The organism is Gemmatimonadales bacterium (genome assembly GCA_019637315.1).
Lineage (GTDB): Bacteria > Gemmatimonadota > Gemmatimonadetes > Gemmatimonadales > GWC2-71-9 > SHZU01.
Genome location: JAHBVU010000001.1, coordinates 187,540 through 212,782, shown reverse-complemented (window position 1 = coordinate 212,782; position 25,243 = coordinate 187,540). Strand labels below are relative to the sequence as shown.

The 25,243-nt window shown below is 66.1% G+C and carries 18 protein-coding genes; 8 read left to right on the top strand and 10 right to left on the bottom strand.

What is annotated here, in order from left to right:
- Nucleotides 1-6: 6 nt before the first annotated feature.
- Together KF785_00915 and ahcY are read left to right on the top strand one after the other, a co-directional pair.
- Nucleotides 7-957 (top strand): metalloregulator ArsR/SmtB family transcription factor, encoded by a 951-nt coding sequence (locus tag KF785_00915; protein ID MBX3145301.1) that lies wholly within the window; start codon nt 7-9, stop codon nt 955-957.
- Entirely contained in the window at nt 954-2,444 is a 1,491-nt protein-coding gene (ahcY, locus tag KF785_00910) for an adenosylhomocysteinase (GenBank protein ID MBX3145300.1), read from the top strand. The genes KF785_00915 and ahcY overlap by 4 nt, the downstream gene beginning before the upstream one ends.
- Before the next feature lie 200 nt (nt 2,445-2,644).
- Here the strand turns inward: ahcY and KF785_00905 are convergent, their stop codons facing one another.
- Nucleotides 2,645-3,823 carry a hypothetical protein gene (locus KF785_00905; protein MBX3145299.1) on the bottom strand — a complete coding sequence of 393 codons (1,179 nt, stop codon included), beginning with the start codon at nt 3,821-3,823 and terminating at the stop codon, nt 2,645-2,647.
- A 463-nt stretch (nt 3,824-4,286) separates the two neighbouring features.
- Complete coding sequence (locus KF785_00900; GenBank protein ID MBX3145298.1) at nt 4,287-4,625, bottom strand: hypothetical protein; 339 nt, start codon at nt 4,623-4,625, stop codon at nt 4,287-4,289.
- 236 nt (nt 4,626-4,861) lie between these two features.
- Here KF785_00900 and KF785_00895 point away from each other — a divergent pair, with 236 nt between their 5' ends.
- Entirely contained in the window at nt 4,862-6,010 is a 1,149-nt protein-coding gene (locus KF785_00895) for a DUF1624 domain-containing protein (GenBank protein MBX3145297.1), read from the top strand.
- A gap of 24 nt (nt 6,011-6,034) precedes the next feature.
- Nucleotides 6,035-6,757 carry a signal peptidase I gene (gene lepB / locus KF785_00890; protein ID MBX3145296.1) on the top strand — a complete coding sequence of 241 codons (723 nt, stop codon included), beginning with the start codon at nt 6,035-6,037 and terminating at the stop codon, nt 6,755-6,757.
- A 91-nt stretch (nt 6,758-6,848) separates the two neighbouring features.
- Here the strand turns inward: lepB and KF785_00885 are convergent, their stop codons facing one another.
- Nucleotides 6,849-7,946, bottom strand: a complete 1,098-nt coding sequence (locus tag KF785_00885) for a hypothetical protein (protein ID MBX3145295.1) — start codon at nt 7,944-7,946, stop codon at nt 6,849-6,851.
- 127 nt (nt 7,947-8,073) lie between these two features.
- On the opposite strand from KF785_00885, the gene KF785_00880 reads away from it, so the two are divergent.
- Nucleotides 8,074-8,553, top strand: coding sequence for a hypothetical protein (locus KF785_00880; protein ID MBX3145294.1), 480 nt, complete (start codon nt 8,074-8,076; stop codon nt 8,551-8,553).
- Nucleotides 8,554-8,558: 5 nt separating this feature from the next.
- Here KF785_00880 and KF785_00875 read toward each other — a convergent pair whose 3' ends face one another.
- From KF785_00875 to KF785_00855, 5 genes are all read right to left on the bottom strand, one after another.
- Nucleotides 8,559-11,243, bottom strand: coding sequence for an ABC transporter permease (locus KF785_00875; protein ID MBX3145293.1), 2,685 nt, complete (start codon nt 11,241-11,243; stop codon nt 8,559-8,561).
- Between the two features lie 8 nt (nt 11,244-11,251).
- Nucleotides 11,252-11,596, bottom strand: coding sequence for a PadR family transcriptional regulator (locus tag KF785_00870; protein ID MBX3145292.1), 345 nt, complete (start codon nt 11,594-11,596; stop codon nt 11,252-11,254).
- Nucleotides 11,597-11,801: 205 nt separating this feature from the next.
- Entirely contained in the window at nt 11,802-12,368 is a 567-nt protein-coding gene (gene efp, locus KF785_00865) for an elongation factor P (GenBank protein ID MBX3145291.1), read from the bottom strand.
- Nucleotides 12,369-12,603: 235 nt separating this feature from the next.
- A complete protein-coding gene (locus tag KF785_00860; GenBank protein ID MBX3145290.1) occupies nt 12,604-13,353 on the bottom strand; it encodes an FtsX-like permease family protein in 750 nt (249 codons plus the stop codon).
- Nucleotides 13,262-15,220, bottom strand: a complete 1,959-nt coding sequence (locus tag KF785_00855) for an ABC transporter permease (GenBank protein ID MBX3145289.1) — start codon at nt 15,218-15,220, stop codon at nt 13,262-13,264. Before KF785_00855 ends, KF785_00860 begins: the two co-directional genes overlap by 92 nt.
- A 187-nt stretch (nt 15,221-15,407) precedes the next feature.
- Here KF785_00855 and KF785_00850 point away from each other — a divergent pair, with 187 nt between their 5' ends.
- Together KF785_00850 and KF785_00845 are read left to right on the top strand one after the other, a co-directional pair.
- The gene (locus KF785_00850; protein ID MBX3145288.1) at nt 15,408-17,432 is read left to right on the top strand and encodes an SEL1-like repeat protein; all 2,025 of its coding nucleotides are present in this window, start codon (nt 15,408-15,410) and stop codon (nt 17,430-17,432) included.
- Between the two features lie 89 nt (nt 17,433-17,521).
- The gene (locus KF785_00845; protein MBX3145287.1) at nt 17,522-19,513 is read left to right on the top strand and encodes a protein kinase; all 1,992 of its coding nucleotides are present in this window, start codon (nt 17,522-17,524) and stop codon (nt 19,511-19,513) included.
- Between the two features lies 1 nt (nt 19,514).
- On the opposite strand, the gene KF785_00840 is transcribed toward KF785_00845, so the two are convergent.
- A complete protein-coding gene (locus KF785_00840; GenBank protein ID MBX3145286.1) occupies nt 19,515-21,734 on the bottom strand; it encodes a TonB-dependent receptor in 2,220 nt (739 codons plus the stop codon).
- Nucleotides 21,735-21,890: 156 nt separating this feature from the next.
- The gene (locus tag KF785_00835) at nt 21,891-23,570 is read right to left on the bottom strand and encodes a M1 family metallopeptidase (GenBank protein ID MBX3145285.1); all 1,680 of its coding nucleotides are present in this window, start codon (nt 23,568-23,570) and stop codon (nt 21,891-21,893) included.
- A 159-nt stretch (nt 23,571-23,729) separates the two neighbouring features.
- On the opposite strand from KF785_00835, the gene KF785_00830 reads away from it, so the two are divergent.
- The gene (locus KF785_00830; GenBank protein MBX3145284.1) at nt 23,730-25,235 is read left to right on the top strand and encodes a serine hydrolase; all 1,506 of its coding nucleotides are present in this window, start codon (nt 23,730-23,732) and stop codon (nt 25,233-25,235) included.
- Nucleotides 25,236-25,243 lie beyond the last annotated feature (8 nt).

The window sequence follows — 25,243 nt, the reverse complement described above, 5'->3', positions numbered from 1 at the left end:
ATACGGATGACAGCCGTCTTTGATCGACTCGCCGCCTTATCAGACCCGATCCGGTGCCGTATTCTCCTGGCACTGGAACGGCAAGATCTTGTCGTCAATGAACTTAGAACGATACTGCAGCTGCCGCAGTCAACCGTCAGCCGGCATTTGAAGCTGCTGGCCGACGAGGGCTGGATTACCAGTCGGGCCGACGGAACGAGCAATTGGTACCGCCTGGCCGTGCCCAACTTGGACGACGGAGCTCGCCAGCTCTGGTCCGTGGTACGTGGCCAGCTGGCCGGCACTCCACCCGCCATCCGCGACGCCGCCCGCCTGGCCACGATCCTCGCCGACCGGCGGGTCCGAAGCCAAGCCTTCTTTTCGAGCAGCGCCGGCGACTGGGACCGGCTCCGGGCCGAGCTGTACGGCCCGAACGCCGAGTGGCTCTGTCTCGGCGGCCTGCTCGATCCAGGCTGGACTGTTGCGGACCTGGGGTGCGGCAGCGGCCAGCTGACCGCCGGGCTGGCGCCGCTGGTGCAACGGGTCGTCGCTATCGACGAGTCTGATGCGATGCTGCAGGTGGCTGCCGAGCGCTGTCGCGATCTCGCCAACGTCGACTGCCGACTCGGCACCCTGGAAGCGCTGCCACTCGAGTCCGAATCGGCCGATCTCGCGGTGATGTCGCTGGTGCTGCACCATCTGCCCGAGCCGGCTCGCGCTACCCGGGAAGCGTACCGCATCCTTCGCAGCTGCGGCAAACTGGTCGTGGTCGACATGATGCCGCACGAACAGGCGGCTTACCGCGACACCATGGGTCACCAATGGCTCGGCTTCGATGCCGAGCTGATCCGAAACTGGTTCCATGCAGCCGGGTTCGGCCATACGACCTACCGTTCACTACCACCAGACGCAACCACCAAAGGCCCGCTGCTCTTCGTGGCAACGGCCGAGAAGCTCATCGAGGGGAGAACATCGTGACGACCGCATCGCTGGATCTGCATCCGTTCGACGCTGCCAAGGCAGCGGGCCGCGAACCGTTCAAGGTGGCCGACCTCAGTCAGGCCGAGTTCGGCCGCAAGGAAATTCGCCTGGCTGAGCAGGAAATGCCCGGCCTGATGGCGATTCGCGAGGAGTATCGCGGCCAGAAGCCGCTGGCCGGCGCGCGGATCATGGGTTCGCTCCACATGACGATCCAGACGGCCGTGCTGATCGAGACCCTGACCGACCTCGGCGCGGACGTACGCTGGGTCTCCTGCAACATCTTCTCGACTCAGGATCACGCCGCAGCTGGCGTCGTCGTCGGGAAGGACGGGACGGTCGAGAACCCCCGCGGTACCCCGGTCTTTGCCTGGAAGGGCGAGACCCTGGAAGAGTACTGGTGGTGCACCGAGCGGGCCTTGATGTGGCCTGACGGTGCCGGCCCGAACCTGCTGCTCGACGACGGCGGTGACGCCACGCTCTTGATCCATAAGGGCGCCGAGTTCGAGAAGGCTGGCACTATCCCGGCCTTCGACGAGGCCGCCGATCCGGAGGAGTGGGGCGTCATCCTCGACCTCCTGCGCGCCGAGGCGGTGAAGAATCCCGGGCGCTGGAGCAAAGTTGCGGCGGACATCCGCGGCGTCTCGGAAGAGACCACGACCGGGGTGCATCGCCTCTATGAGATGATGAAGGCGGGCACGCTGCTCTTCCCGGCCATCAACGTCAACGACTCGGTCACCAAGTCCAAGTTCGACAACATCTACGGTTGCCGTCACTCGGTGCTCGACGGCCTCAACCGCGCCACCGACGTGATGCTCTCGGGCAAGCTCGCGGTGGTCTGCGGCTACGGCGAGGTCGGCAAGGGATGCGCCCAGGCGCTCCGCGGCCAGGGTGCCCGCGTGGTCATAACGGAGATCGATCCCATCTGTGCGCTACAGGCGGCCATGGAGGGTTATCAGATCGTCACGCTCGAGGACGTGCTCGGCACAGCCGACATCTTCATTACCGCGACGGGCAACTTCAACATCATCACCGCCGAGCACATGGCGGGCATGAAGGACAAGGCCATCGTCGGCAACATCGGCCACTTCGACAACGAAATCGATATGGCCGGGCTCAAGCGGATCAAGGGCATCAAGCGAATCAACATCAAGCCGCAGTACGACGAGTGGGTCTTCCCCGACGGCCACAGCGTCATGATCCTGGCCGAAGGGCGCCTGATGAACCTCGGTTGCGCCACCGGGCATCCGAGCTTCGTGATGTCGGCCAGCTTTACCAATCAGGTCATGGCGCAGATCGAGCTACACCAGCACGCCGCCAAGTATGAGAAGAAAGTGTACGTGCTGCCGAAGAAGCTCGACGAGAAGGTGGCGCGGCTGCATCTCGACAAGCTGGGTGTCCGACTGACAACGCTCTCTGCCGAGCAGGCCAAGTACATCGGCGTCGATGTGGCGGGGCCGTACAAGCCGGATCACTATCGCTACTGATCGCACCGCGGATGCTGGAGCTGTAGCTGGCCTCTCACGTCGTGCATGATTTCATTAACCGCATCAGCTCGGTCGGAGTCACTGAACGGCTCTGACCGAGCTGCTCGGTTCCACGACGACCGATCCCATCCATCGCGTCACACCAGGGAGCGAGCATGCGCAGGGGTGTCGTCCGCCTGCGGGTCTGAGTCACAAATGTGTTACCGCCGAAGGAAAGGACGGAAGCGATGCATCTCAATGTGCTCGACGCCGTCCTGGTCGTATCGCACGCCGATCAGGTAGTCGCGACCCGCTCGCAGAACGTGGAGACGACGGTCTGTGGCGGCCAAGCCGATCGGGGTTCCGTGCTCATTGACCACAACCCAGGTCGCGATCGAGCTGCGGAAATTATCGAACGTGCGCACCCAGAGGTTGCCATCGTCGTCGCCGACGACCCGGTCGATCCGGGGGAACTGCCTTCGAGGTCGGACTTCCTTGAGGACCTGCCGCGCAATCTTTCGAGAACTGGCGGTTGGCTCCCCATCGAGATGACGTTCGAGCGCGAGCTGCCAGTCGGCGTTTGTGACGCGTCGTGTGAGGCCTTGGTTCGGGACTACGAAGTTTCTGAGGCGTACTGCTGTGGTATCGAACACGGAGCAGCGAGCGGTCAGCGTTTCGCACACATAGAGCCGACCCGCAGCCGCTGCTGAACCCGCATCTTCGCCAAGGGGAACCGTCGAGCCGGCGCGCACCCGATTACCGATGTAACGCTCCTGTGCGCCGACCAGGGATGTATCGATGGCCGGTCCGTCGATTCGAACCACCGACACCGGCGCCCGAATGTACTCGCCGCGCTTGACCGGATCCCGGAGACGGTCGAAGATCATCACCATCCGACCACCGCTCCCTGCGCACCACAGCATCCGGTCGAAATTCGCCCCGACCGGAAGGGCATCCGATTGGAGAGGCCTTCCCTCAGGGGAGAAATAGCTCAGCCGTGCGTGCACTCCGTCGTGGACCGCGAGGTTTCCATTGGCACATCTGCCAAGCCAGCGCTGCTGCCTGAACTCGCCCGGCCCGTCACCCAACCGACCGACCGATTGCTGGAGCCGCCCCGTCGAATCGAAGAATACGATTCGGTTGTTGCCCGCATCGCCCACCGCGATGCCACCGCCTGCCTGCATTACCGCGCCGGAAACGCCGTTGAACAGCGTGTGCTCTGGCCCAGCAACCGACCCGACGCTGAATCGTGGTGGCGCAGTCAGGACCAGAGTAGGGAGGGATTCACCACCCGGTACGACCGGCCACCGAAAATCCTCGCGGGGCCGCTGCTGTGCCCAGAGCGGAGCAGACGCGAGAGTGGTGGCACACCAGATCACCCCAACTCGGCACCAGGGCATGCTTAGCACGACGCCGATCAACCGGACGACGAGCAGTTTCTGTCTTCATACTCAAAACCGATGTAGTTGGTGCATGTGAGCATGTGATGCATGGCACAACTGCAGAGACCGCTGCAGCTGCTGTTCGTGCATCCATCACAGGATCTCCCGGTGGAGGCTGAGGCCGTCTTCGACGTGTCGAACACGAAACCACCCAACAGGAGAACAGAGGCCAGAACCAGTACACGACTCAACATGGACTCCTCCGCACCGATCGTAGGGTTGGATTGCGAAGCTAGTAGATGAATGGCTCCATGAATTCGCAGGTGGTATCGGCTTGCTTGAGTTTGCTAACCCATGTTAGCCCCCCCGCGCGCGCTTGCGCAAGAGGCGGCGAGCAGGGGCCTATTGACGGTCAGGACACCGCAGCGGACATAGCAGACACGGTCGACATCCCGCCCATCCCGCCGTTACGGGGGCTAACCTACTGGACTTGGACTGACCCAACCATGCCAACCGTGTAGCTCGACGAATGGATTACACAGCGATACCGGAACGTCCCGGCAGCTCCGAAGTTCCGAGTACTGCTGCCGCTGCTCCGGACCCCGACGTTCCCGATCCCGTCCTCGAAGGTCAGGTCATGCTCCCCGCTCTGCCAAAGCCAGGTCACGGTACTGCCCGGCGTGGTAGTCAGCTGCGCGGGCGTGAACTGATTCGAGGTGACCAGCACCGTGTTCGGCTCCGACGGGGCACTCGGCCCCGAATCGCCGCACGCCGCCAGCGCCAGCACGGCAAGGACCCCCACTGACACGGATCTGTTCATCGAGCACTCCCCCTCTGCGCGATTCTGGTGACTTTGGCGCCGCTCGGTACAGGGACGACATCACGTCCGGCGGATGCCCTTACGTGAACCAGCAACACGCTGTCTGGCAACCTTCGGACCACGCAGGGCCAGGACGAGGTTAGTGGCCGAGGCACAGCCTCCAGGGCCGGCTGGGTGCCCGTTATCATTACCAGTCCTGCAGGTGGGCGTCTCGCTGCATCAGAGGTAGCCGATCGATGACCCTGATCGCAGGCCGTCGGACGGAAAACGGTCGGTGGCTTTCGCTCGACATCGTGCGCGGCGCCACCGTCGCGGGCATGCTGCTGGTCAACAATCCCGGCACCTGGGCGGCGATTTACCCGCCGCTGCGCCACGCGGTCTGGCACGGCTGGACCCCGACCGACCTCGTCTTTCCCTTCTTCCTCTTCATCGTCGGCATTACCACCGAACTCTCGCTCGGTCGGCGCGCGTCGACCGGCGCGACCGACGGCGCCATCCGGCGACAGGTGCTGCGGCGCAGCGCTCTGATCGTGCTGATCGGTCTGGGCCTGGCGGCGTTTCCCTTCTTTCCCCTGGAACGCTTCGAGACGCTGCGAGTTCCCGGGGTGCTGCAGCGCATCGGGATCTGCTACGCAGCGGCTGCGCTGCTCGCATGGCGCCGCCCAGATCGCAGCGTAGCCCTGACGGCGGTGGCCCTCCTGCTTGGCTACTGGGCGGCCATGACCCTGGTGCCGGTACCCGGGGTCGGACCGCCAACCCTCGACCCGCCCGAGGCAACCCTTGCCGCCTGGCTCGACCGGGCCCTGCTCGACGGGCACCTCTGGTCGCAGTCCCGCACCTGGGATCCGGAAGGCATCCTCTCGACCTTCCCGGCCATCGGTACCACCCTGCTCGGCGTGCTGACCGGCCGCTGGATGCAGCGCGAGCTGCCGCTGGCCGAGCGGCTCAACGGGCTGTTTGCGGGCGGGGCCATCGCGGCCGGCGGCGGGGCTGTCTGGGGCTGGGTCTTCCCGATCAACAAGAGCCTCTGGACCAGTTCCTACGTCCTTCTGTCGGCCGGGCTGGCAGCGCTGACCCTCGCCACCGTCAGCTGGGTCGTCGATGTCTGCGGCCAGCAGCGCTGGGCCCGGCCGCTGGTGACCTACGGCCTCAATCCAATGGTGGCGTTTGCCGGATCCGGGCTGATGGCCAAGCTGATGGGCGGGCTGATTCGTGTCCCATTGCACGGCGAGTCGGTCCCGCTTCAACGAGCGATCTACCAGACTACATTCGAGGCATGGCTTCCTCCCCATGCGGCGTCACTCGCCTACGCGCTCAGCTTCGTCCTGGTCTGGTACCTGATCCTGCTCGGCATGGAGCGCCGAGGCTGGATTCTCAAGATCTGACGGCCGGCAGGGAAGGAACCTGACATGACCAAGGACGCGAAGCCGGCGCCGTCCGGCGTTGGCGGCTGGCTCCTGAGCTGGGCCAAGACCATCGTGATTGCGCTGACCGTCTGGTTCGTGGTCAGTTCATTCCTGTTCAAGGCCTTCCGGATCACCTCGTCGAGCATGGAGAACACGCTCCTCGTTGGCGATGTTCTCTTCGTCAACAAGCTGCTCTACGGACCCAGGATTCCGCTGACCCGTGCCCGGCTGCCCGCCATGCGGAAGCCCAAGCTGGGCAGTATCGTGGTCTTCGAGTCGGTCGAAACCCCGGACCTCACTGTCGTCAAACGCGTCGTCGGCATGGCCGGCGACACGCTGGCCATGCAGAATGGAGTCCTGACCCGAAATGGCACGACCATCGAGGAGCCGTGGGTTCCCGCGGGCCCTCGTCTGATGCCGTCGGATCCGGCGGGAGACGCGCAGATCCGGCGCTGGCAGGTGCGCTATCTGGCCGGCGGAGACACGGCTGCCTACAACCCCACACCCAACGACTGGGGCCCGATCGTGGTGCCGGCGGAGACCTACTTCGTGATGGGAGACAACCGGAGCGAGTCGTACGATGGACGCTACTGGGGTTTCCTGCCGCAAGCGAACGTCGAGGGTTCACCGATCATCGTGTATTACAGCTACAATCCCGACACCTACAAGCCGCTACCGATCATTTCCAACGTGCGGTGGGGCCGGATCTTCACGATCCCTCGCTGAGCCGACGACGATGGGCCAGTCCCCGCGCTAGGCGGGCGTGGCGATCCTCGAGCTGCCGCCCGAAGCAGCAGGGCGGTCCGCCAGCACGCGCTCATTTGACGGGCAGCGCGTCCTCAGTGACCAGCTGCCAGTACGAAACCCGTTCCGGCTGCATAGTCCGCTCCCGAAAACTCGCCGCGGTCTGCAGCAACTGCACACTGGCGTAGCCGGGACGGGCCTGCGGGTGCGACTGCCCCATCACGCCGCCAAAGTAGCTCCGCGCAATCAGGCCCTTGGGATCCCACGGCAGGGCCCGAACGTTGTCGACGTACCGCCGGAACGTCTGCTGGCGGAACAGGTAGTACTCGACATTCGAGGTATAGAACAGCGACATCGTCAGACCGCGACTGTCGAGCAACTTGCCGATCTCGCGGAAGGCATGGGTACCCCCGAAGTCGCCGACGATCGGCAGCACCAGCCCGCGGCGCTGCAAGGTCTGTACGAATCGGAAGTCGTCCTCACGCGCGAGGTAACTCGCCTCCCGTCCGGCCAGATCCTTCTCGAGGTAGAGCTGACGGATGGTCGGGTAGTACGAGCGAGGGCCACGCCCATAGGTCGCAAACCGAAGCTCCAGCCCAGAGCGGACGAATTCGTCATGAAAGCGACGCAGGGTGGTCACGTCGACCGCAGCAAGCGGCACACCATAGCCACGAATCCGTTCGAGCAACGCCGCGTGGGTCCGGCGATGCCGCGCCGTGTCGGCCGGCAGCTTGCCGACGGCATCGAGTAACTCGGTCAGCGAACGCGCATTCCAGGCATTGAGATCGGGCGGCGGAGTCCGCCCGAACAGGAGACAGAGAAAATCCAGCCGATTGCGCGACGTCTCGAACAACGCTTTGTACAGCAGATGGAGAAGCTGGTTGTCACGCCGCAGATCGACGATGAACGCAATCGACGGGCGCACCGCGGCAATGTAAGAGTAGTTCTGATCCGGACCGACGCCGATATAGGCGCCGCCCTTGGGCGCCTCGCTCCGCAGCACACCGGCGATGTGCAGGTAGGAAGACTCGTTCGAGATCAGGTTGTCGGTATCGAAGTACCCACCCGACTCGGATATCTCCGCAATCGTCCGGGCAAACGGAATCGAGTCACGCGCAGGTACGGCGGGCCGCGGGGCTGCGATCTGCAGCGCCAGGAGCAAAACCAGCATGCCTCATGCTAACCTCGCGGCCCCGCTCCGACCAGAGTCAGGAGAGAACCCGCTTTTTCGCCCGGATTTCACACCCTCTTCATGATGACCGGCCTAAGATCGACGCGGACTCCGGAGCGAGGTGACGATGGCACGAGCATGGGTATTTGGCCTGGGAGCGCTGCTGGCGGCGGGATGTGCGGGGCCCGGAATGCCGATCCCGGTTCAGGGATCGGTCGAGCCGCTGGTTGGGCATTGGGTCGGTGAGTATCGCAGCCCCGACACCGGTCGCGACGGCTCCATCATGTTTACCCTGTCGGCCGGCGCCGACACCGCCTGGGGCGACGTGGTCATGATGCCAGCGGATTACGATCGGGGTCCGCAACTGACTCCGAATACTCGGATCGATCGACCCGGCCCACGAGTGCTTCGCGTCAGCTTCGTACGATGTGAGGGCAACGAGATTACGGGCTGGATCGATCCTTATCCTGATCCGGACACTGGTGAGGAGGTCCGAACGGCGTTCGACGGCATTATTCAGGGCAACGAGCTGCGGGGGACCTTTACGTCGTACCTGGTCCACTCGGGACGGCGGGCGGCAGGCACCTGGTCGGTCCGTCGGAAGTAGCGGCGCTACTCCTCGCGCATCGCGACGGTGGCATCGATTCTGGTTGCGCGCCGAGCCGGAAGCAATGTTGCGGCAGCGGCCACGAGCAGCAGCAGCAGGGTGACCCCGACCAGCGTGATCGGATCGGTCGGGCTCACCCCTCGAAGCTGCCCTGCGAGCAACCGGGTCAGCCCGATCGACGCGATCATCCCCACTCCGATCCCCACGACGACGGGGCCGAGTCCCTGGCGCAGCACCAGTCGCCTGATGTCGGTGGCGGAGGCGCCGAGCGCCATCCGGACACCCAGCTCCCGAGTTCGACGATTGACGAAGAATGCGATTACGCTGTAGATCCCACCGATCGCAAGTCCCAGCCCGAGCACGCCGAGTATGCTGAGCAACCGAGTATTGAATCGGGCCTCGGCGCCGGTACGGGCCAGTCGCTCGCTCATCGTGGCAATCTGAAAGACAGGGAGTGCCGGGTCGACCGCCGCAACGGCGCTGCGCACCGAGGCGCCCAGGGCAGAGGGGGCCTGCTGGCCGCGCACCACGAACGTCATGGTTCGCCCCAGCCACTCCCAGGCCGTGGCAGGGGTTTGGGTGATGGGCAGGTAGTACTCCAGCTCGCCCCGTTCGGCCGGACCATTGGTGCGAACGTCACCGGCAACACCAATGACCTCCTTCCACATCGGCCCGCCGTCGGGGCCGGCTTCACAACAGGTCACGCGCTTCCCGATCGGATCCTGATCGGGCCACGCCTCCCGCGCGAACCCTTCGCTCACGATCATTACCCGGGCGGTCCCGGTCCGGTCGTCGTCGGTAAAGGCGCGCCCGGAACGGAGCGGGATCCGCATCACATCGAAGTAGCTTGGCGTCACCAGCCGGAGGCGCGCCATGATGGCGCTCCGCCCTTCGATCGGACGCCCTTCGGGTATCAGGCCGTTGGTGTTGCCGCCCGGGCCCATCGGTACCTGCGAAACCAGCGCGGCGGCTGCGATGCCCGGCGCCTGGGCCAGTTCCTCCCCGATTCTGGTGTAGGTCTGGGTAACACGCTCCCAACTCTCATAGCCGACGCGCGGCAGACTGATTCGCCCCGACAGTACCGGCCCAGCGTCGAAGCCCGGATCGACCCGACTGAGATGAATGGCCGTGCGAATCAGAAGCCCCGCACCGACCAGGAGCACCAGGGCCAGGCCGACTTCGGTAGCTACCAGGCCGCGTCGGAGCCATTCACCGCCGGCGGCGACCGCACGGGACCCGTCGCGCAGCGCGGCTGCAATGCCCTGCGCCGCAACCCGCGCAGCCGGCAGTACCCCAAACACGAGCACGCTGCCGAATGCCACCGCCATGGCGAAGGAGGCGGTCGCAAGGTCGAGGCCTGCCTGGTTCAGCCGGGCCAGGTTCGGAGGCGCGCCGGCCAGGATCAGCTTGATGCCGAGGTGCGCCACGCCAAGGCCGAGCAGCCCGGCAAGCGCCGCCAGCACGAGATTCTCGGTCACGAGTTGGCGGACGATCCGTCCGCGCCCGGCACCGAGCGCGGCACGAACCGCCAGCTCCCGGGCTCGGCCAACCCCGCGCGCCAGCAGCAGATTGGCCACGTTGACGCAGCCGATCAGCAGCACCAGGCCCACGGCGCCGAACAGCACCCAGATTCGATCGGCCACCGCGTTGTTCAGCACGGCCCGCATCAGCGGCTCGACGTGAATCTCGAGGGACGAGTTGAAGTCGGGGTACTGTTCCCGAAGCCGCGCGACTGTCGGCGCCATGGCGGCGAGGGTTCCCTCCGCGGTGGCGCCCGGTCTGAGCCGCCCGTAGACGTGGAACAGGTAGCTGCCGTCATAGTCGGCCGCCTGCTGCTGGGTGAATCCGGCCGGGGTCCAGAGTTCGTCCCAGTTCTCGAAGAAGTCGAAGCGCGCTGGCATCACGCCAAGCACGGTGTGCGGCACGGCATTGAGGAGCACGCTCTGACCGACCACGGCAGGGTCCGCCCCAAAACGCCGGGTCCAGAGTCGGTGGCTAAGCACCACGACCGAGCCTGCTCCGGGCTCGTCCTCCGCGGCTGTAAAGACCCGTCCCAGTGCGGGCGCAACCCCGAGTACGGTAAAGAACGATGAAGTAACCCGAGCGCCGCGCAAGGACTCGGGTTGCTCACCGGATCCGAGAATGGACGGGCTGGAGTAGCCGGCGGTATAGGACGAGAGCGTGTTCTGCCCAGCCAGCAGGTCGTGATAGTTGCCGACCGAGAGCGTGCCCCCGGGACGCCCCTCCCAGGTCCGGGAGATCCATACCACCCGATCAGGCTCCGGAATCGGGAGGGGCCGGAGCACAACGGAATAGAGCACGCTGAAGATGGCTGTGGTGGCGCCGACACCCACCGCCAGCGTCAGGGCCGCCGCCGCGGTGAAGCCAGGCTGTTTGCGCAGCGATCGAATCGCCTGCCGGATATCCTGAACGAGACCGTCCCACCATTCGGTACGCTGCATCGAATCATCCCGTGCCTTGCCCAGGCGAGTCAGGCGCCGCCGTAACTCGGCCGGATCGCCGAGGCGGCGCAGCGCCTCCTGTCGAGCTTCTGGTTCCGACATCCCGCGGTCCATCAGGTCGCGGACGCGCATGGCGAGGTGAAAGGCCATCTCGTCTTCGACCTCGTCCTCCACCGGAGGCCGCCACCCGAGCGACCGCAGCCGGCGCCCGAACTGAAACCGGGCCATGATCGGCCTCAGGCCGATTCCGGAGGGCCAAGCACCTTGGCAACCGCCGAGCTGAAGGCCCGCCACGCCGCCGCATCGGCCCGGAGCCGGGCGCGTCCACCGGGAGTCAGGGCGTAGAACTTGGCCTTCCGACCGAGCTCCGAGGTGCCCCACTCCGCCTCGATCCAACCCTTCCGCTCCATCCGATAGAGCGCGGGGTAGAGCGACCCCTCCTCGATCACCAGCGCCTGACCGGTCCGCTCCTCGAGCCACTGGGCAATGCCGTAGCCGTGACGCGGTCCCCAGGACAGGGTTTTGAGAACGAGAACCTCGAGGGTTCCCTGCAGGTACTCGGTGGGCGAAGCGGCGGGCATGCGACCTGTTACCTAGACGGACATAGTATATGCCCGTTGAGCGGCGGCGCGCAATTGCGACTGACTCCGGCGCTCGGAGTCGTCTAGGGTGTTAGACACGAGCGGCCGCCCAGAAGCTGCATCCTGCGGCACCGAACCCCGAGAAGCAGCGAGGCCGGCACCGCGCGTTGCGATGCCGGCCCTCGGACTCGATCGAAGCGACCGATCAGTCTTTGGCGCGGTCCAGATACTCGCCGGACTCGGGATTGACCCGGATCCGCTCGCCGATCTGAATGAACTCGGGCACGTTGACCGTGGTGCCGTTGTTGAGCACGGCAGGCTTACTCGAGGCGTTCTTGGTTGCCGTCTTCATGACCGGAGCCGTTTCCACGACTTCGAACACGAGGGAGTTCGGCAGCTGCACCCCGATCGGGCGGCCTTCGTAAAACTCGGCGATGATCCGCATCCCGTCGGTCATCCACTTGGCACTGTCGCCGAGATCGTCTTCTTCGACTTCCAGCTGGTCGAAGGTTTCGGCGTTCATGAAGTGATAGGTCGAGCCGCTCTTGTAGAGGAAATCGAGTTCCTGGGTCGAGAGCTGGGCCAGCTCGAGGCTGTCAGTGGCGCGGAAGCGATGCTCGAACTGGACTCCGGTTTTGATACGGCGCAACTTGGCCTGTACCAACGCGCGAAGGTTGCCCGGCGTGTGGTGGTGAAAGTCGAGAACCCGACAGGGCTCGCCGTTGTGCATGATTGCCATGCCGCGCCGCATGCTGCTTGCCACAATTGCCATGACCCGAACCGCCTGATGAGCGTAACGATACCCCGCATCCGCAGGGTCCCAAATGGTACAGCCCTCAAATATATCCCTTCCATTGAGGTTGACCAACCAGGGGCTCTGGGTCTAACAGACCGGTACCACCCCAACCCGGCAGCTTTTCGGGAGCCTCGGATCTCGTCGACACCGCCGTAGCTGGCCGCACGAGCGAACCACTAATTCTTTGCGATGCAACAGATTAGACCAGCCACTACTCGGCCCGGAGCGCGGTGAGCGGCTCGACCCCGGCTGCTCGCCGGGAGGGCAGGATGGCGCCGGCCAGGCAGGCTAGGAGCACTGCGGCGGCCCCACCCAGGTAGGCCAGGGGCTCCAACACCTCGATGCCTTCCACGTGGGAGGCAGTGAATCGGGCAATTGCCACGGCAACCAGCACCCCGAGCGTCACACCAACCGCACCGAGGGTAACGCTCTCAGCGACGATCAACCCTACCACGTCTCGCCGGCTGGCACCGAGGGCAGCGCGAACGCCGAGCTCCCGGGTCCGGACCGCGACGGTAAACGCCAGCACCCCGTAGACTCCGCTCAGGGTCAGCGCCAGCGCCACCAGGCCGATCATCGCCCCGACCCAGTAGGCGGCACGGAGCGGCCAAAGCGACACAGCAACCGACTCTTCCAGCCCGTGGACCCACGCCGGTGCCGCCTGGTCGATGGCGGCAAGCGTCCTCTCCCAGGCCGTCGCGGCGGGACCGGCCGGCCCATCGACCTTGATCAGGAGTCGCCCGGCGCGTTCGAGATCGAGCGGTCGGTAGATTGCCGCCTGGCCGGGGGGGTCCCCGATCCAACCGGTGACGGCATCACGCACGACGCCGATGACCCGCAGTTCCGGCTGCCCGGCACCGCCAGCCCCATCACCGTCGCGGCCAACGATCCGGAGCGTTCGATCGAGCACATTGCTGGTACCCCAGAGAGCGCGCGCAGCCGACTCGTTGACGATCACCACCGGAAACGTCGTTCCGGGACTCGTCGTCGAGAAACGTGCGACCCGCCAGGATCCGATGCGACAGCACCTCGAAGAACCCGCCGGACACGCGGGCCGCACCCGCCGCGACGATCGCTTGATCGGATCCGGTCAGCCCGACGCGAAGGAACGACGATTCGAGCGGAACCCGATCGGTTGCTGCCATGGCGCGAACGGCGGGGTCGTCGCGAAGCCGCAGCAGTCCAGCCGCTCGGAACCGATCATCGAGATCGATCACGACAACCCCCGACGGATCGATGCCGATGTCGCGCGCCGGAATCCGCTGGGTGGCGCCGAGCAGAACCCCGGTGACGACCAGCAGCAGGGTCGCAATCGCAATCTGCGCAACAAGCAATCCCTGGCGAAGGCGCGAGGGTCGTCCGCCCGAGGACGAAACCATCCCGACCGGGGAGCGCACCGCACCGGGACGGGTAGCCTGCAGCGCGGGAATCAGTCCGAAGCCGAGTGCACAGAGCACCGCACTGACGGCGGCAAAGAGGAGAACCCGGTAATCGGGATCGACGGGCGCGAGTTCGATGAATGATTTGAAGGCGTCGGGCACCGTCGCGGCAATGAACCAGGTCACCCCGGCCAGCACCAGGCGGGAAATCATGATTCCTGCGAGCGCAGCTGGCAGAGCCAGCAGCAGGCTCTCGGTCAACAGTTGCCGCACCACCCGGGCCCTCCCTGCACCAAGGGCGAGACGGACTCCGATCTCGTCGCGGCGGGCAATGCCACGTGCAATCATCGCGCTGGCAACATTGGCGCAAGCCGCCAGCAGGACGAGCCCGAATGCCAGGAACACCGGCACGACCGCGAGCAGCACCGATGGCGTCAGCGGCTGCGCCGTTTCCTTCGACACGACTGCCGCGGCAATGACCCGTTGCGGCTCGGGTCGCGACTCGGTGTCGCGCGCGAGCCAGTCGCTCAGCGCGGCGCGGCCCGTTTCGGCCGCGATACCGGGGCGGAAGCGCAGAATGACCTGCACCAGTTCAGCGTCGCCAACACCGAACGGCGCCAGACCCGGTTCGAGTCGCGCCACCATCGTGATCGGGATCCACAGGTCCGGCGAATTGTCGTCGATTCCGTCGAACCCGGCACGAGCCACGCCGACGATCTCCACCGGCTGGCCGCGCACCAGAACGGTGCGACCGATGATCCCGGGGTCCGCTCCGAATCGCTGACGCCAGGTGTCGTGGCTCAGCACCCCGACCGAAGTCCCGCCGGCTTCAGCGTCGGCCGGGCTCAACACGCGACCGAGTGCAGCCCCGACGCCCAGCATGCCGAAGTAGTTTCCCGTCGTCATCATGACACGCGTGGTCTGACCGTCGACTCGCGTGACCAGATAGCGATACCCCAACTGCTCCCGCGCCACGGTCTGCTGCGCAAGATCGAGGTATTGTTGCCAGCTGAAGCTGTAGCCTGCCTGATCCCGGGTGTGCCAGCGCACCTGATAGAGCGAAGCGGGGTCGGAGACCGGAAACGGCCGCAGCACGTAGGCGTTGAAGATGGTGAAAAAGGCGGTGTTGAGCCCGACCCCGAGCCCGATGGTCAGCACGACGGTGGCCACGAGCGCAGGCTCACGTCGGAAGCTTCGCAGGGCAAAAAGCAGGTCCTGGCGGAGTTCGTCGAGCCGCGGCCAGCCCCAGGTCGAACGGATCGACTCGCGGGCCAGCGTCAGGTTGCCAAGCGAACGGCGGGCCGCCGTGTGCGCTGCTGCGGGATCCAGGCCAGCATCGCGGTACCGTTCCGCCTCGCGTTCGACATGGTAGCTCCACTCCTCATCGAGCTCGGCCTCGTACCGACGCCGCGCGATGAGGGCGCCCAGCTTCCTCAGAAGGCCCATCACACCCAACCGCCTCTCGTCCGACCGGTTCGAACCGGCGACCTATTGCCACGCAATAGGGAGAGAATACCCCGTCGACCTATAGATTGACAATAGGAGCGAGGTCTTTTCCCGATATGTCGGTCCGACCGGAGCAGCAAATCCGGTCCCGTCCCTTGCCTATCTCGAGATTTGAGGGGAAACTTGAGGGGTGTCGACAGTCACCAAGGCGTGCCCCTCCTGCGCGCACCCGCTTCCGATCGACGCTGCTTTCTGCCTGATGTGCGGGGCTGCCACCCCGCAAGCGATCGACAAAGCCACCGGGGAAATTCGAGCCCTCACCGGCGATCGGATTACCTCGCCGGACAAGTCGCGCCTGCAGCGGGCACTCGGCAGCAACTATGACCTGGGCCGGCTGATTGGTCGAGGCGGGTTTGCCGAGGTCTACATCGTCCACGACCGTCGGCTCAAACGAGACCTGGCCCTCAAGGCCCTCCGCCCCGACCTGGTCATCTCGGACCAGCTGCTGCAGCGGTTCCGGCGCGAGGCCGAGACGGTGGCCGCCCTCCGGCACCCGCACATCGTGCCGATCTACGACGTCGGGGAAGCCGACGGCATCGCGTACCTGATGATGCCATACATCCAGGGCGAAAGCCTCCGGGGCCTGCTGGCGCGGGAAGGACCTCGCCCGGTTCGGGAGGCCTGCCGGATCCTGCTCGAAGCCGCCGATGCGCTCGATGCCGCCCACGATGCCGGCGTGGTCCATCGCGACATCAAGCCCGAGAACATCATGCTCGAGGGCAAGGGCCGCCGTGCCCAGCTGATGGACTTCGGCATTGCCAAGGCCATCGATACGAGCGACGGCACGCCAGGGCTCACCAGCACCGGCATGCTGGTGGGTACGCCGCACTACATGAGCCCCGAGCAAGCGGCGGGCGAACCGCACCTGGATCATCGGAGCGACCAGTACTCGCTCGCGGTGGTCGGCTATCAGATGATCACGGGATCCCTGCCGTTCGACGGCGATTCGACCCGTGCGGTTCTGTTTCAGCAGATGGTGGGCGTCCCGAAGAGTTTGCGGGACATGGTGCCCGACGTACCCGCAGCAGTGGCGTTCGCGATCGACCGGGCACTGTCCAAGGAACCCAAGGACCGCTTCCCTTCGATGGCCGCCTTTGCCGAGGCCATTGCCGGGCCGGATGCCTGGCCACTCGGCGCCAGCACGCTGGATTCGATTGCGTCGGCGCCTTCGGTCGAGCAGTCCCGGATCACGCCGGCTGCCCCAGCCGCTCCAACGCGGCGGCGTTGGATTCCGGTTGCGGGCGTCGCCGCCGTGGCCATCGTCGCGAGTGGGCTGGCATACTGGCAGTCGCAAAGCGCCGCTACTCTCGCGGCAGCGGACAGCACAGCCGCAGCCGACTCAGCGGCCGCGCTGCCGACCGCTGCTGCCGTCGACTCGACTGCTCCGCAGACGGTGAACGCGGCGGCGGGACCGCGGCCCGGAACCACGACAACATCCGACCGCCCTGCCGCAACCACCGCCGCCCCGGCGCCAGCAGCGCCGGCGCCGGTGACCTGCCAGTCGGCCTACACCGCTGAGCGGTGGTCCGATGCAGCGAAGGCTTGCGCCGCCGAGGCGGAGGGCGGCAACGCGGCGGCCAGCCGGCGGCTGGCGTCGATGTACACCCGCGGGGTCGGGGTGGCGCAGTCGGACTCGCTGGCTGCGGTCTGGTACCGCGCGGCCCTGGCCGCCGGCGATGCATCGTCGGCATTCCGGCTCGGGGTGATGTACGCCAACGGCGTCGGCGTGACGCAAAACGACCTCGAGGCCACCGCTTTGCTCCGCCGCGCCGCGGATGCCAACGTAGCCGAGGCCTGGCCTGTCCTGGCCGAGCGTTTCGAGCAGGGTCTCGGCACCCGGCGCAACGAGCAAGAGGCGTCGTTCTGGTACCGGCGATCGGCCGAGGCCGGAAATCGCGCCGCCCAGTTCAATCTCGGCCAGATGTATCTGCGCGGCCGCGGTGTGTCCCGCAGCGATCAGGACGCCGCGGTCTGGTTCAGCCGCGCGGCCGAGCAGGAGCACCCTGGCGCCGAGTACGAGCTGGGGATGATGTACATCCGCGGCCGGGGCGGCCTGGCCAGGGATGAGGCGGTGGGCGTCCAGTGGCTCGAGCGGGCTGCCCGCCATGGGCATCCGGAAGCGACCAAGGAGCTGGAAAAGCGCCAGCGCCCCTGAGCCTGGTTGTGGGTCGACGTGACCCACTACCCCGAGCCTGCTGTCCTTGACCCGTCGCGACCCGGGGCGTGAGATTCCCCGGGCTCATCATGGCTCAAGATCCGTCCGTCGCCACCCGCGCGTGTCCCACCTGTGACAGCCGGCTGCCCCTCGATGCCGCCTATTGCGCGCAATGCGGGTCGCCCACTCACACCCAGATCATTGGCGAGGACGGACCGCCCCGAACCGACGCCAGCTACGAATCCGCGCCCGAACGGCTGCAGCAGGCCCTGGGCCCCCAGTTCGACCTCGGCCGGCTGATCGGGCGGGGCGGCTACGCCGAGGTCTTTTCGGTCTACGACCGCAAGCTGCAGCGCGAACTCGCCATCAAGGTCCTGCGGCCCGATCTGATCGTGACGCCCTCGCTCCTGGCTCGGTTCCGCCGGGAAGCGCTCGCGGTCGCTGCGCTTCAGCATCCCGCCATCGTGCCGGTCTTCGACGTCGGCGAAAGCGACGGCGTCTGCTACATCCTGATGCCCCTGGTTCGGGGCGAGAGCCTGAAGGCCCTGCTGGTTCGGCAGGGACGCCTCTCGCTCGACGAGGTTCAGCGCATCGTGCTCGAAGCGGCCAATGCGCTGGCGGCTGCGCATGATGCCGGCATCGTCCACCGCGACATCAAGCCCGAAAACATCATGCTGGAGGGACCGGACCGGCACGTCCGCCTGATGGATTTTGGCATTGCCAAGGCCGTCGATTCCGGCGACAAAGAGCTGACCGGCACCGGGGTCATCGTCGGAACGCCGCAGTACATGAGTCCGGAGCAGGCAACTGGTGAGCCGGCCATCGATCAGCGCAGTGATCAGTACTCGCTGGCTGTGGTTGCCTACCAGATGCTCTCCGGCCGAGCGCCGTTCGAAGGCGAGACGGCGCGGGCCATCATGACCAAGCAGCTGCTGGATCAACCGGCCGCGCTCGATGGCCTGGTCGACAACCTGCCTGTCCATATCGCCGATGCCCTGCATCGCGCGATGCAGAAGAATCCCCGCGACCGGTTCGAAAACGTCAAGGCGTTTGCGCAAGCCCTGCAGGACCCGAGCTATCGGAACCCCGCGTCGTTGCGGGCGGCTCCGCCACGCTCTGATTTTCGACGGTGGGCGCCCTGGATCGGGACCGCCGCTGTCGCGGCCGCGACCGTTCTGATTGCCGCGCAGATCCGGCGCCCGCCTGCCTTGCCGCTGCCGGCGCAGGTCACGGTCGACACGGTTCGCATCCCTGCGCCGGCAGCAGAGCCTCCTCCCGCAGACCCGCGCGCGGCTACCGACCTCCCTGCGCAGCCGGTGGTGCCCCCGCCCGTCGCCCCGGCGCGATCGGACACCGGCTCTCGGATCGCTGTGACCCCACCAGCCACCCGGGCCGATACTGCGCCGGCTACGCCGGCGCCGCCGCCCGTGCCAGTGCTCAGTTGTGTTGCGCTGGTCGACCGCCGCGATTGGGAACGGGCAGCGGCGCAATGCATCGAGGAGGCCGAGGGCGGCAACGCACGAGCAGCACGGCTGGCAGCGGAGATACTGGCGCAGGGTCGCGGGGGGGTTGCAGCAGACGAGGGCCGCGCGGCGGCATTCTATGAGCAGGCCGCCCTCGGCGGCGATGCGCAGGCCCAGTTCCTGGTGGCTCGGCGCAGCGAGCGAACTGACCCTTCTCACGCCACTGCCATGTACCTTGCGGCCGCCAACAGCGGCTACGAGCCCGCTTTCCCCCTGATCGCCGCTCGACTCTACCAAGGGATCGGCACTGCACGAAGCTTCGAGGCAGCGGCCAGCTGGTCCCGGCGTGCCGGTGAGGCTGGCGACGTGCCGAGCCTGATCCGACTGGGCGAGATGTACCTGCAGGGCCAGGGCGTCGCACGCAGCGAAGCCGATGCCGCGACCTGGTACCGCCGTGCAGCAGACCGCGGGCACGCGGGTGCCCAGTACCAGATGGCGCAGTTCTACTTCCGCGGCCGAGGAGTGCCGCGATCGGACAGTGAAGGGCTACGCTGGCTCCGCCTGGCGGCGGAGGCCGGTCACGCCGAAGCCCGGCGTGAGCTCGACCGCCGCAGCTGAGTTACCATTCGACCATCGCCCCCAGGTTCAGGACCCGGCCGCGCAGGGGGACCCACGGCACGTTGTTCAGGCGTTCGCCCCGCTCGGGTGGTTGGATCACGACGGGCTCATAGTTGGCAAGCTTGACGTCGAGCAGATTCTCGGCGCTCAGGAACAGACGGGCACGTCCCGATCGCTGCGACACCAATGCACTGATGAGACCGAAGCCGGGCGCCTCGGTTCGGAAAGGATTGTCAGTAAGGAACTGGCTGCCCAGATAGCGGGCATGAACATCGACCGCGACACCGACGGTTGCCGGTGCCCGCCAGCCGATATGCGCACCTGCAGTGTGCCGCGGCATGTAGCTCGCCGTCCGACGCGTGCCTGGTGAGCCCGGGATACCTTCGCTACCACTTCGAAGGCCGTAGAACGCACCGTAGACCATGCCGCCGCGGCGATAGGTCCCGGCCAGGTCGACAGCCGTGATGCGAGTCGGCTCGTCCACGTTGAGCAATCGGAAGGGACTCGTCGGATCGGTTGGCGCGGCGGGAACCACACGGACAGGATCGGATACGCGGGTGAATCCGATCGCGCCGGTGAGCTCCAAACCGTTCCGGTGCCAGCGGAGGTCGCCCCCGGCAGTCGTCAACCGCTCGGCGCGTGCGTTGACCTGCACCATGGTTCGCGCGCCCAGCAACTCGGCTTCGTCGGCCAGGGTGCTCGGCGCCGAGTAGCCGAGACCGGTATAGGCGCGAACCTCGATCGAGTCTGCCGGCCGACCCAGGAGATCGACCCGCGGCATGCACTGCAAGCCATGCACGCTGTGCTGATCACAGCGACCGGCGGCGGCGGCGGTCAATCTCGTGCCCAGGTGGTGGGTAACCGACACGAACCCGTTGGGCAGGCTATGGGTGTAGTCGAACGCAGGAAAGTCGCGATGACGCAGGCCGTCGCGCTGGTACCCGACGCCGGCGAGCAGCACGGTCGATCCGAAGGTTCCCTGGTAGTGCACCTCACCGAATACCGTGGCGCGGCGGTCTCGCTCGCGGACCTCATCATACCGGTGTGAGATCGCGCGGAACGCGCCGGCCAGCTTGAGCCGAAGCACCCCGGAATTGCCAAGCAGGCGCTGGCCGGTCATGGCCGCGTCGAACCGCTGGGTCCGTCGCTCCTGGCGGTAGGGGTCGCGCGGGGTGGCGCCGAGCAGGAATCCGCCGGTCCGTTCTTCGGACATGGCACCGGCGGCGAGGGTAAAGCCGTCGCCGTTGGGTGCTTCGTAGTGCAGCCTGGGGCGGATCGCGATGCGAATGGCACGGGGAAACTCCCCCCAGCCGTCATCGTCGGAATCCACTAGACGTTGCTGGTGGAACTCGCTGAACAGGGTGCCGCCCAGGTCGGCACTGAAGCGGCGGGATCCCCAGAACATCAGCCCGCCGCCCTTTTCAGACGACTGGCTCGCCGCAGCCCGGACCCCGTCCCGTTCCGGCGCCCGGGAAATCAGGTTAACAACACCTCCGGAACCGATCGGCCCGTGGAGCGCGGTGGTCGAGCCCCGAATCCATTCGGCCTGGCCAAACTCGAACGGCGAAAGCTGCGCCAGGGCAAAGGCATCGGGGTGGCTGCCGAGCAAGGGCATGCCGTCGATCATGATGCCGGTGTATTGTCCTCGCAGGCCGGCCGAGCGGAACCGCACCGCGTCGAGCACCCCTCCGATGCCTTCGGCGCGAATCGGCCCCTGTCCTGCAAAGAGTTCGCGCAGATCGACCGGGTGCGCCAGTTGCCGTACGGCCATCTCTGCCTCGCCCACGACCACGACTGGCATCGGCTCCTCGGCGAGGCGGCGGTTGGTTCGCGGCGTCTGAACCACTGCGGTGCCGGGCGCGACTGAGCGGCGCGCCAGGATCAGCTCGTAGCGCTGAGCCACGTCTTTGATAATGGTGATCTCGAAGGCCCGCGACTCGAATCCAGGGTGGGAAACGGTAACCGAGACCAGGCGGGCGGGCAGCTCGAGCCGAGCGATACCCGAGTCGTTGGCTGCGCTGCCGATCCGATCCGATCGTACGAAGGCGCCCACCAGCGCGCTGGAATCGGGCTGCCGGACCGTGACGTAGAGGGTGCCGGTATCCTGCGCCGCGAGCGGCGAGGCCTGACCGATACCACCGGCCACGACGAGCGCCGCCAGGAGGGGACCGGCGGCGCGGATCGAGCGGTGAGTGATCCTGCGCGGGGAGTCGTTACGCACTGTCGGGAAACCTAATGGACCATGGTATTGCCCCGAACCCCGACGGCCGGGCGTGGATGCCCCGCCGTGTCTGCAATCGTCGTGCGAGCCAGGCGACTGCGTCCGAGCTGACCCATTATCGGCCTTCGGTGCCGAAAGTTGTCGGGCCTGGTGTCCTCAGGGGGCGTCGGGCAGCTGCCGAAAGACCCAGTAGTCGGGGTCGATCCGCACCTGGGCACTCCGGCGTACTCGCAGCACTTCGACGCCACCCTCGAAGGGATACCGGCGCCGCACCCCGTCGACTTCGATATCGACCGGCATCGGGAAGACCCGTTCCGACGCGGTGACCCAGCGAAGTGTCAGGGTGCTGTCGGTACGGGTCTCGACGAGACGTGGCAAGGCCGGCCCTCGAACATAGACATCGAAAAACCAGCTCAGGTCCCTGCCAGCGGTGGTCGAGACGAAGGCTACCAGCTGATCGGTGGTGACGAACCGGACCTGGCGGCCATCGGTGATGCGTTCGAGGGAATCGGTAGGGTAGACCCATCGCCGGAGCATCGGAAAAAAGGTCGCATCGCCCAGCAGGTAGCGCAGGCTGTGCAGCACCACCGAGCCCTTGCCGTAGATGTCGCCATCGCCGCTCAGGTAGTCGGGCGGGTTGAAATACACCTCCGCCGCGGTAAGTGGCCCGGGCTCGGCAATGGCACGCTGGTTCTTTGCCGCACGCCACTGACCCAGGATTACCTCGCGATAGGCTGCGGGACCCCGCAGCCGTTCGGTGTAGAGCGGCTGCATGTAGGTACCGAAGCTCTCGTGCAACCAGTAGTCGCTCCAGTCACTTGCGGTCGTCAGGTTGCCGAACCATTCGTGGGCCAGTTCGTGCTGGTGCAGCTCGTCGTAGCCGTAGGCATTGGTTCGGTACTCGTTGCCGTAGGCGATGATGGTCTGATGCTCCATGCCCAAGTGGGGCGTCTCCACCACGCCATACTTGTCGGCCCGGAACGGATACGGACCAAGCAGTGACTCATAGAAACGAAGGTGCTCGAGCATCTCATCGATCAGAACGTCGCCTTTGGCGAGGTTCTCGGGCAGAACCCAATAGGTCACTGGAATGGTATCGCCGGCGATGCTCGGATAGCGCCGTTCGAGGGTTCGATACGGGGCGATGTTGAGGGCGACATTGTAGTTGCTGATCGGGGTCGAGACGAACCACTGCCAGGTCACGGTGCCGTCGCCGTTGTTCCGAGAGCCCCGGGATCGACCGTTCGATGCGGCCACCAGGCCGTCGGGCACCGTGATGCTGATGGCGATGGAATCCGCCTTGTCGGACGGATGATCTTTGACCGGCCAGAAGAGATCGGCGCCTTCGTTGACTGCAGTCGTTGCAATCCACGGCGCGCCGCTCGGCGTACGGGCCCATTGGAACCCGCCGATCCAGGGTGGGCGCGGCGCGATCCGGGGCCGACCGTCGTAGCGGATCCGCAGGGCAAACTGGTTTCCGGAGGTCAGCGGGGCGGCGGGGCGGATCCAGAGGGTCAGCTCACGGTGTTCGAAGAGGAGCGGGCTGCCATCGCGATCGCTGACAGCGCGCACCCTCCAGGCGGAATCGAGATCCAGAACAATCCAGTCGAGGGGCGCGAGCACGCGGGCGTGGACGGTCGCATCGCCGGCAACCGACGAGTCGGCGGGGTCGACCGCAAAGTGCAGCTGATAGAACTGGACATCGTAGGCTGCCTGCTCCGCCGTCAGCGCCCCACCGGACGACCAGCGCTTCGGGTCCGGCCTCGGCGCAAGTTGCGCATCGAGGCGTCCGGTCCAGGCGAGAGAGGACAGCAGCAGAACGGTGAGAAACGGCATTCGCCGACAACCCGCGGCCGGACTGGATTCCCAATGCATCGTCAGGTCTTCTCCAACAGGCTGACCATCCGGTTAAGGTAGCCGGCCGGGTTCACGATCGCATCGCTCCCGCCCACCCGGTATAGATTTCAGGCTTCCTCTCAATCACCCCCTGGGCCCATGACTCTGATCGCTCGCCTGCTCACACTCGCGTTCATCGCGGCGCTGCCGTCCACGCTGCTGGCTCAACGACCCGATCCGCGGGTTGTCGGCTTCGACGCCTACGTTGCCAAGGCCGTCAAGGACTGGAATGCTGTCGGCCTGGCCGTTGCCGTCGTCAAGGATGGCCGAACCGTCTACGCCAAAGGCTTTGGTGTTCGCGAACTCGGCAAGCCGGAGCCGGTCGACGCCAACACCATGTTTGCCATCGGCTCGACCACCAAGGCCATGACGGCCCTGGCGTTAGGCATGCTGGTCGACGAGGGCAAGGTCGCCTGGGACGATCCGGTCATCAAACATCTTCCCGGCTTCGAGCTGAGTGATCCTTACATCACGAGGGAAATCACCGTGCGCGATCTGCTGACGCATCGCGCCGGTCTCGGCAACGGCGATGTGACCTGGTACCGGACCGATGCGACCCTGCAGGATATCCTGCACCGGGCCCGCTTCATTCCGATCGCCTACTCGATGCGCTCGGGGTACATCTACCAGAACGTGGCCTATGGTGCGGCAGGCGCCGTGGTTGCGGCCGCGAGCGGCATGTCCTGGGAGCGATTCGTCGAAACCAGGATCTTCCAGCCGCTCGGCATGACCAACACGGTCGCAACCCTCGCGGGCACGAAGGGACGCCCCAACGTGGCGAGCCCGCACGATCGGGTCAACGGCACCGTTCGAGTCATCGACAATGCCGCCGTCGACGCTGTTGCGGCCGCGGGATCGGTCTGGGGCAGCATCGATGATATGACGAAGTGGATGACCTTCGTGCTCGATAGCGCCAAGGTGGACGGCAAGCGACTGCTCAAACCGGCAACCTGGGCCGAGCTTTTTGCGCCGCAGACCATCATCCGTCCGAACAGCTTCTACCCGACTGCCGCGCTGACCAAGCCGAATTGGATTACCTACGGGCTTGGCTGGTTCCAGACCGACTACCAGGGCCGTCCGCTCCAGCTCCACACCGGGAGCATCGATGGGATGATTGCGATCGTCGGCCTGGTTCGCGAGGCCAACATGGGCGTCTTCGTTCTTGGCAACCTCGATCATGTCGAAGTGCGGCACCCGCTGCTCTATCGGGCGGTCGACACCTGGGTCGGCAACCCGCTCCGTGACTGGAGCACCGAGATGCTGACGCTCTACAACGGCATCAGCGCCCAGGGTGACAGTGCCCGGGCACGGTTCGAGCGGCAGCGGCTCCAGGGCACCAAGCCCTCGCTCGTCCTCGACGCCTATACTGGGGTCTATCGCGATTCGCTGGCGGGGCAGCTCGACATCACGCTGGAGAACGGCGCGCTGGTGTTGAGGCAAGGTACGCAGCTTCGGTCCGTGCTCTCCCACTGGCACCTCGACACGTTCCGCGCCAAGCCGGATCTCGAGTGGCGGGGCGAGCAGACGGTGAACTTTGCCATCGGTGCTTCGGGTCGGGTCGACGCCGTACAGTTGGGCGGCCGCCGGTTCGGCCGGGCCCGCTAGCTCCAACG

Coding starts and splice junctions, on each gene's coding strand:
- KF785_00915 (MBX3145301.1), top strand. CDS start 7: ATGACAGCCGTCTTTGATCGACTCGCCGCCTTATCAGACCCGATCCGG.
- KF785_00905 (MBX3145299.1), bottom strand. CDS start 3,823: ATGCCCTGGTGCCGAGTTGGGGTGATCTGGTGTGCCACCACTCTCGCG.
- KF785_00900 (MBX3145298.1), bottom strand. CDS start 4,625: ATGAACAGATCCGTGTCAGTGGGGGTCCTTGCCGTGCTGGCGCTGGCG.
- KF785_00895 (MBX3145297.1), top strand. CDS start 4,862: ATGACCCTGATCGCAGGCCGTCGGACGGAAAACGGTCGGTGGCTTTCG.
- lepB (MBX3145296.1), top strand. CDS start 6,035: ATGACCAAGGACGCGAAGCCGGCGCCGTCCGGCGTTGGCGGCTGGCTC.
- KF785_00885 (MBX3145295.1), bottom strand. CDS start 7,946: ATGCTGGTTTTGCTCCTGGCGCTGCAGATCGCAGCCCCGCGGCCCGCC.
- KF785_00880 (MBX3145294.1), top strand. CDS start 8,074: ATGGCACGAGCATGGGTATTTGGCCTGGGAGCGCTGCTGGCGGCGGGA.
- KF785_00875 (MBX3145293.1), bottom strand. CDS start 11,243: ATGGCCCGGTTTCAGTTCGGGCGCCGGCTGCGGTCGCTCGGGTGGCGG.
- KF785_00870 (MBX3145292.1), bottom strand. CDS start 11,596: ATGCCCGCCGCTTCGCCCACCGAGTACCTGCAGGGAACCCTCGAGGTT.
- efp (MBX3145291.1), bottom strand. CDS start 12,368: ATGGCAATTGTGGCAAGCAGCATGCGGCGCGGCATGGCAATCATGCAC.
- KF785_00845 (MBX3145287.1), top strand. CDS start 17,522: ATGGCTCAAGATCCGTCCGTCGCCACCCGCGCGTGTCCCACCTGTGAC.
- KF785_00835 (MBX3145285.1), bottom strand. CDS start 23,570: ATGCCGTTTCTCACCGTTCTGCTGCTGTCCTCTCTCGCCTGGACCGGA.
- KF785_00830 (MBX3145284.1), top strand. CDS start 23,730: ATGACTCTGATCGCTCGCCTGCTCACACTCGCGTTCATCGCGGCGCTG.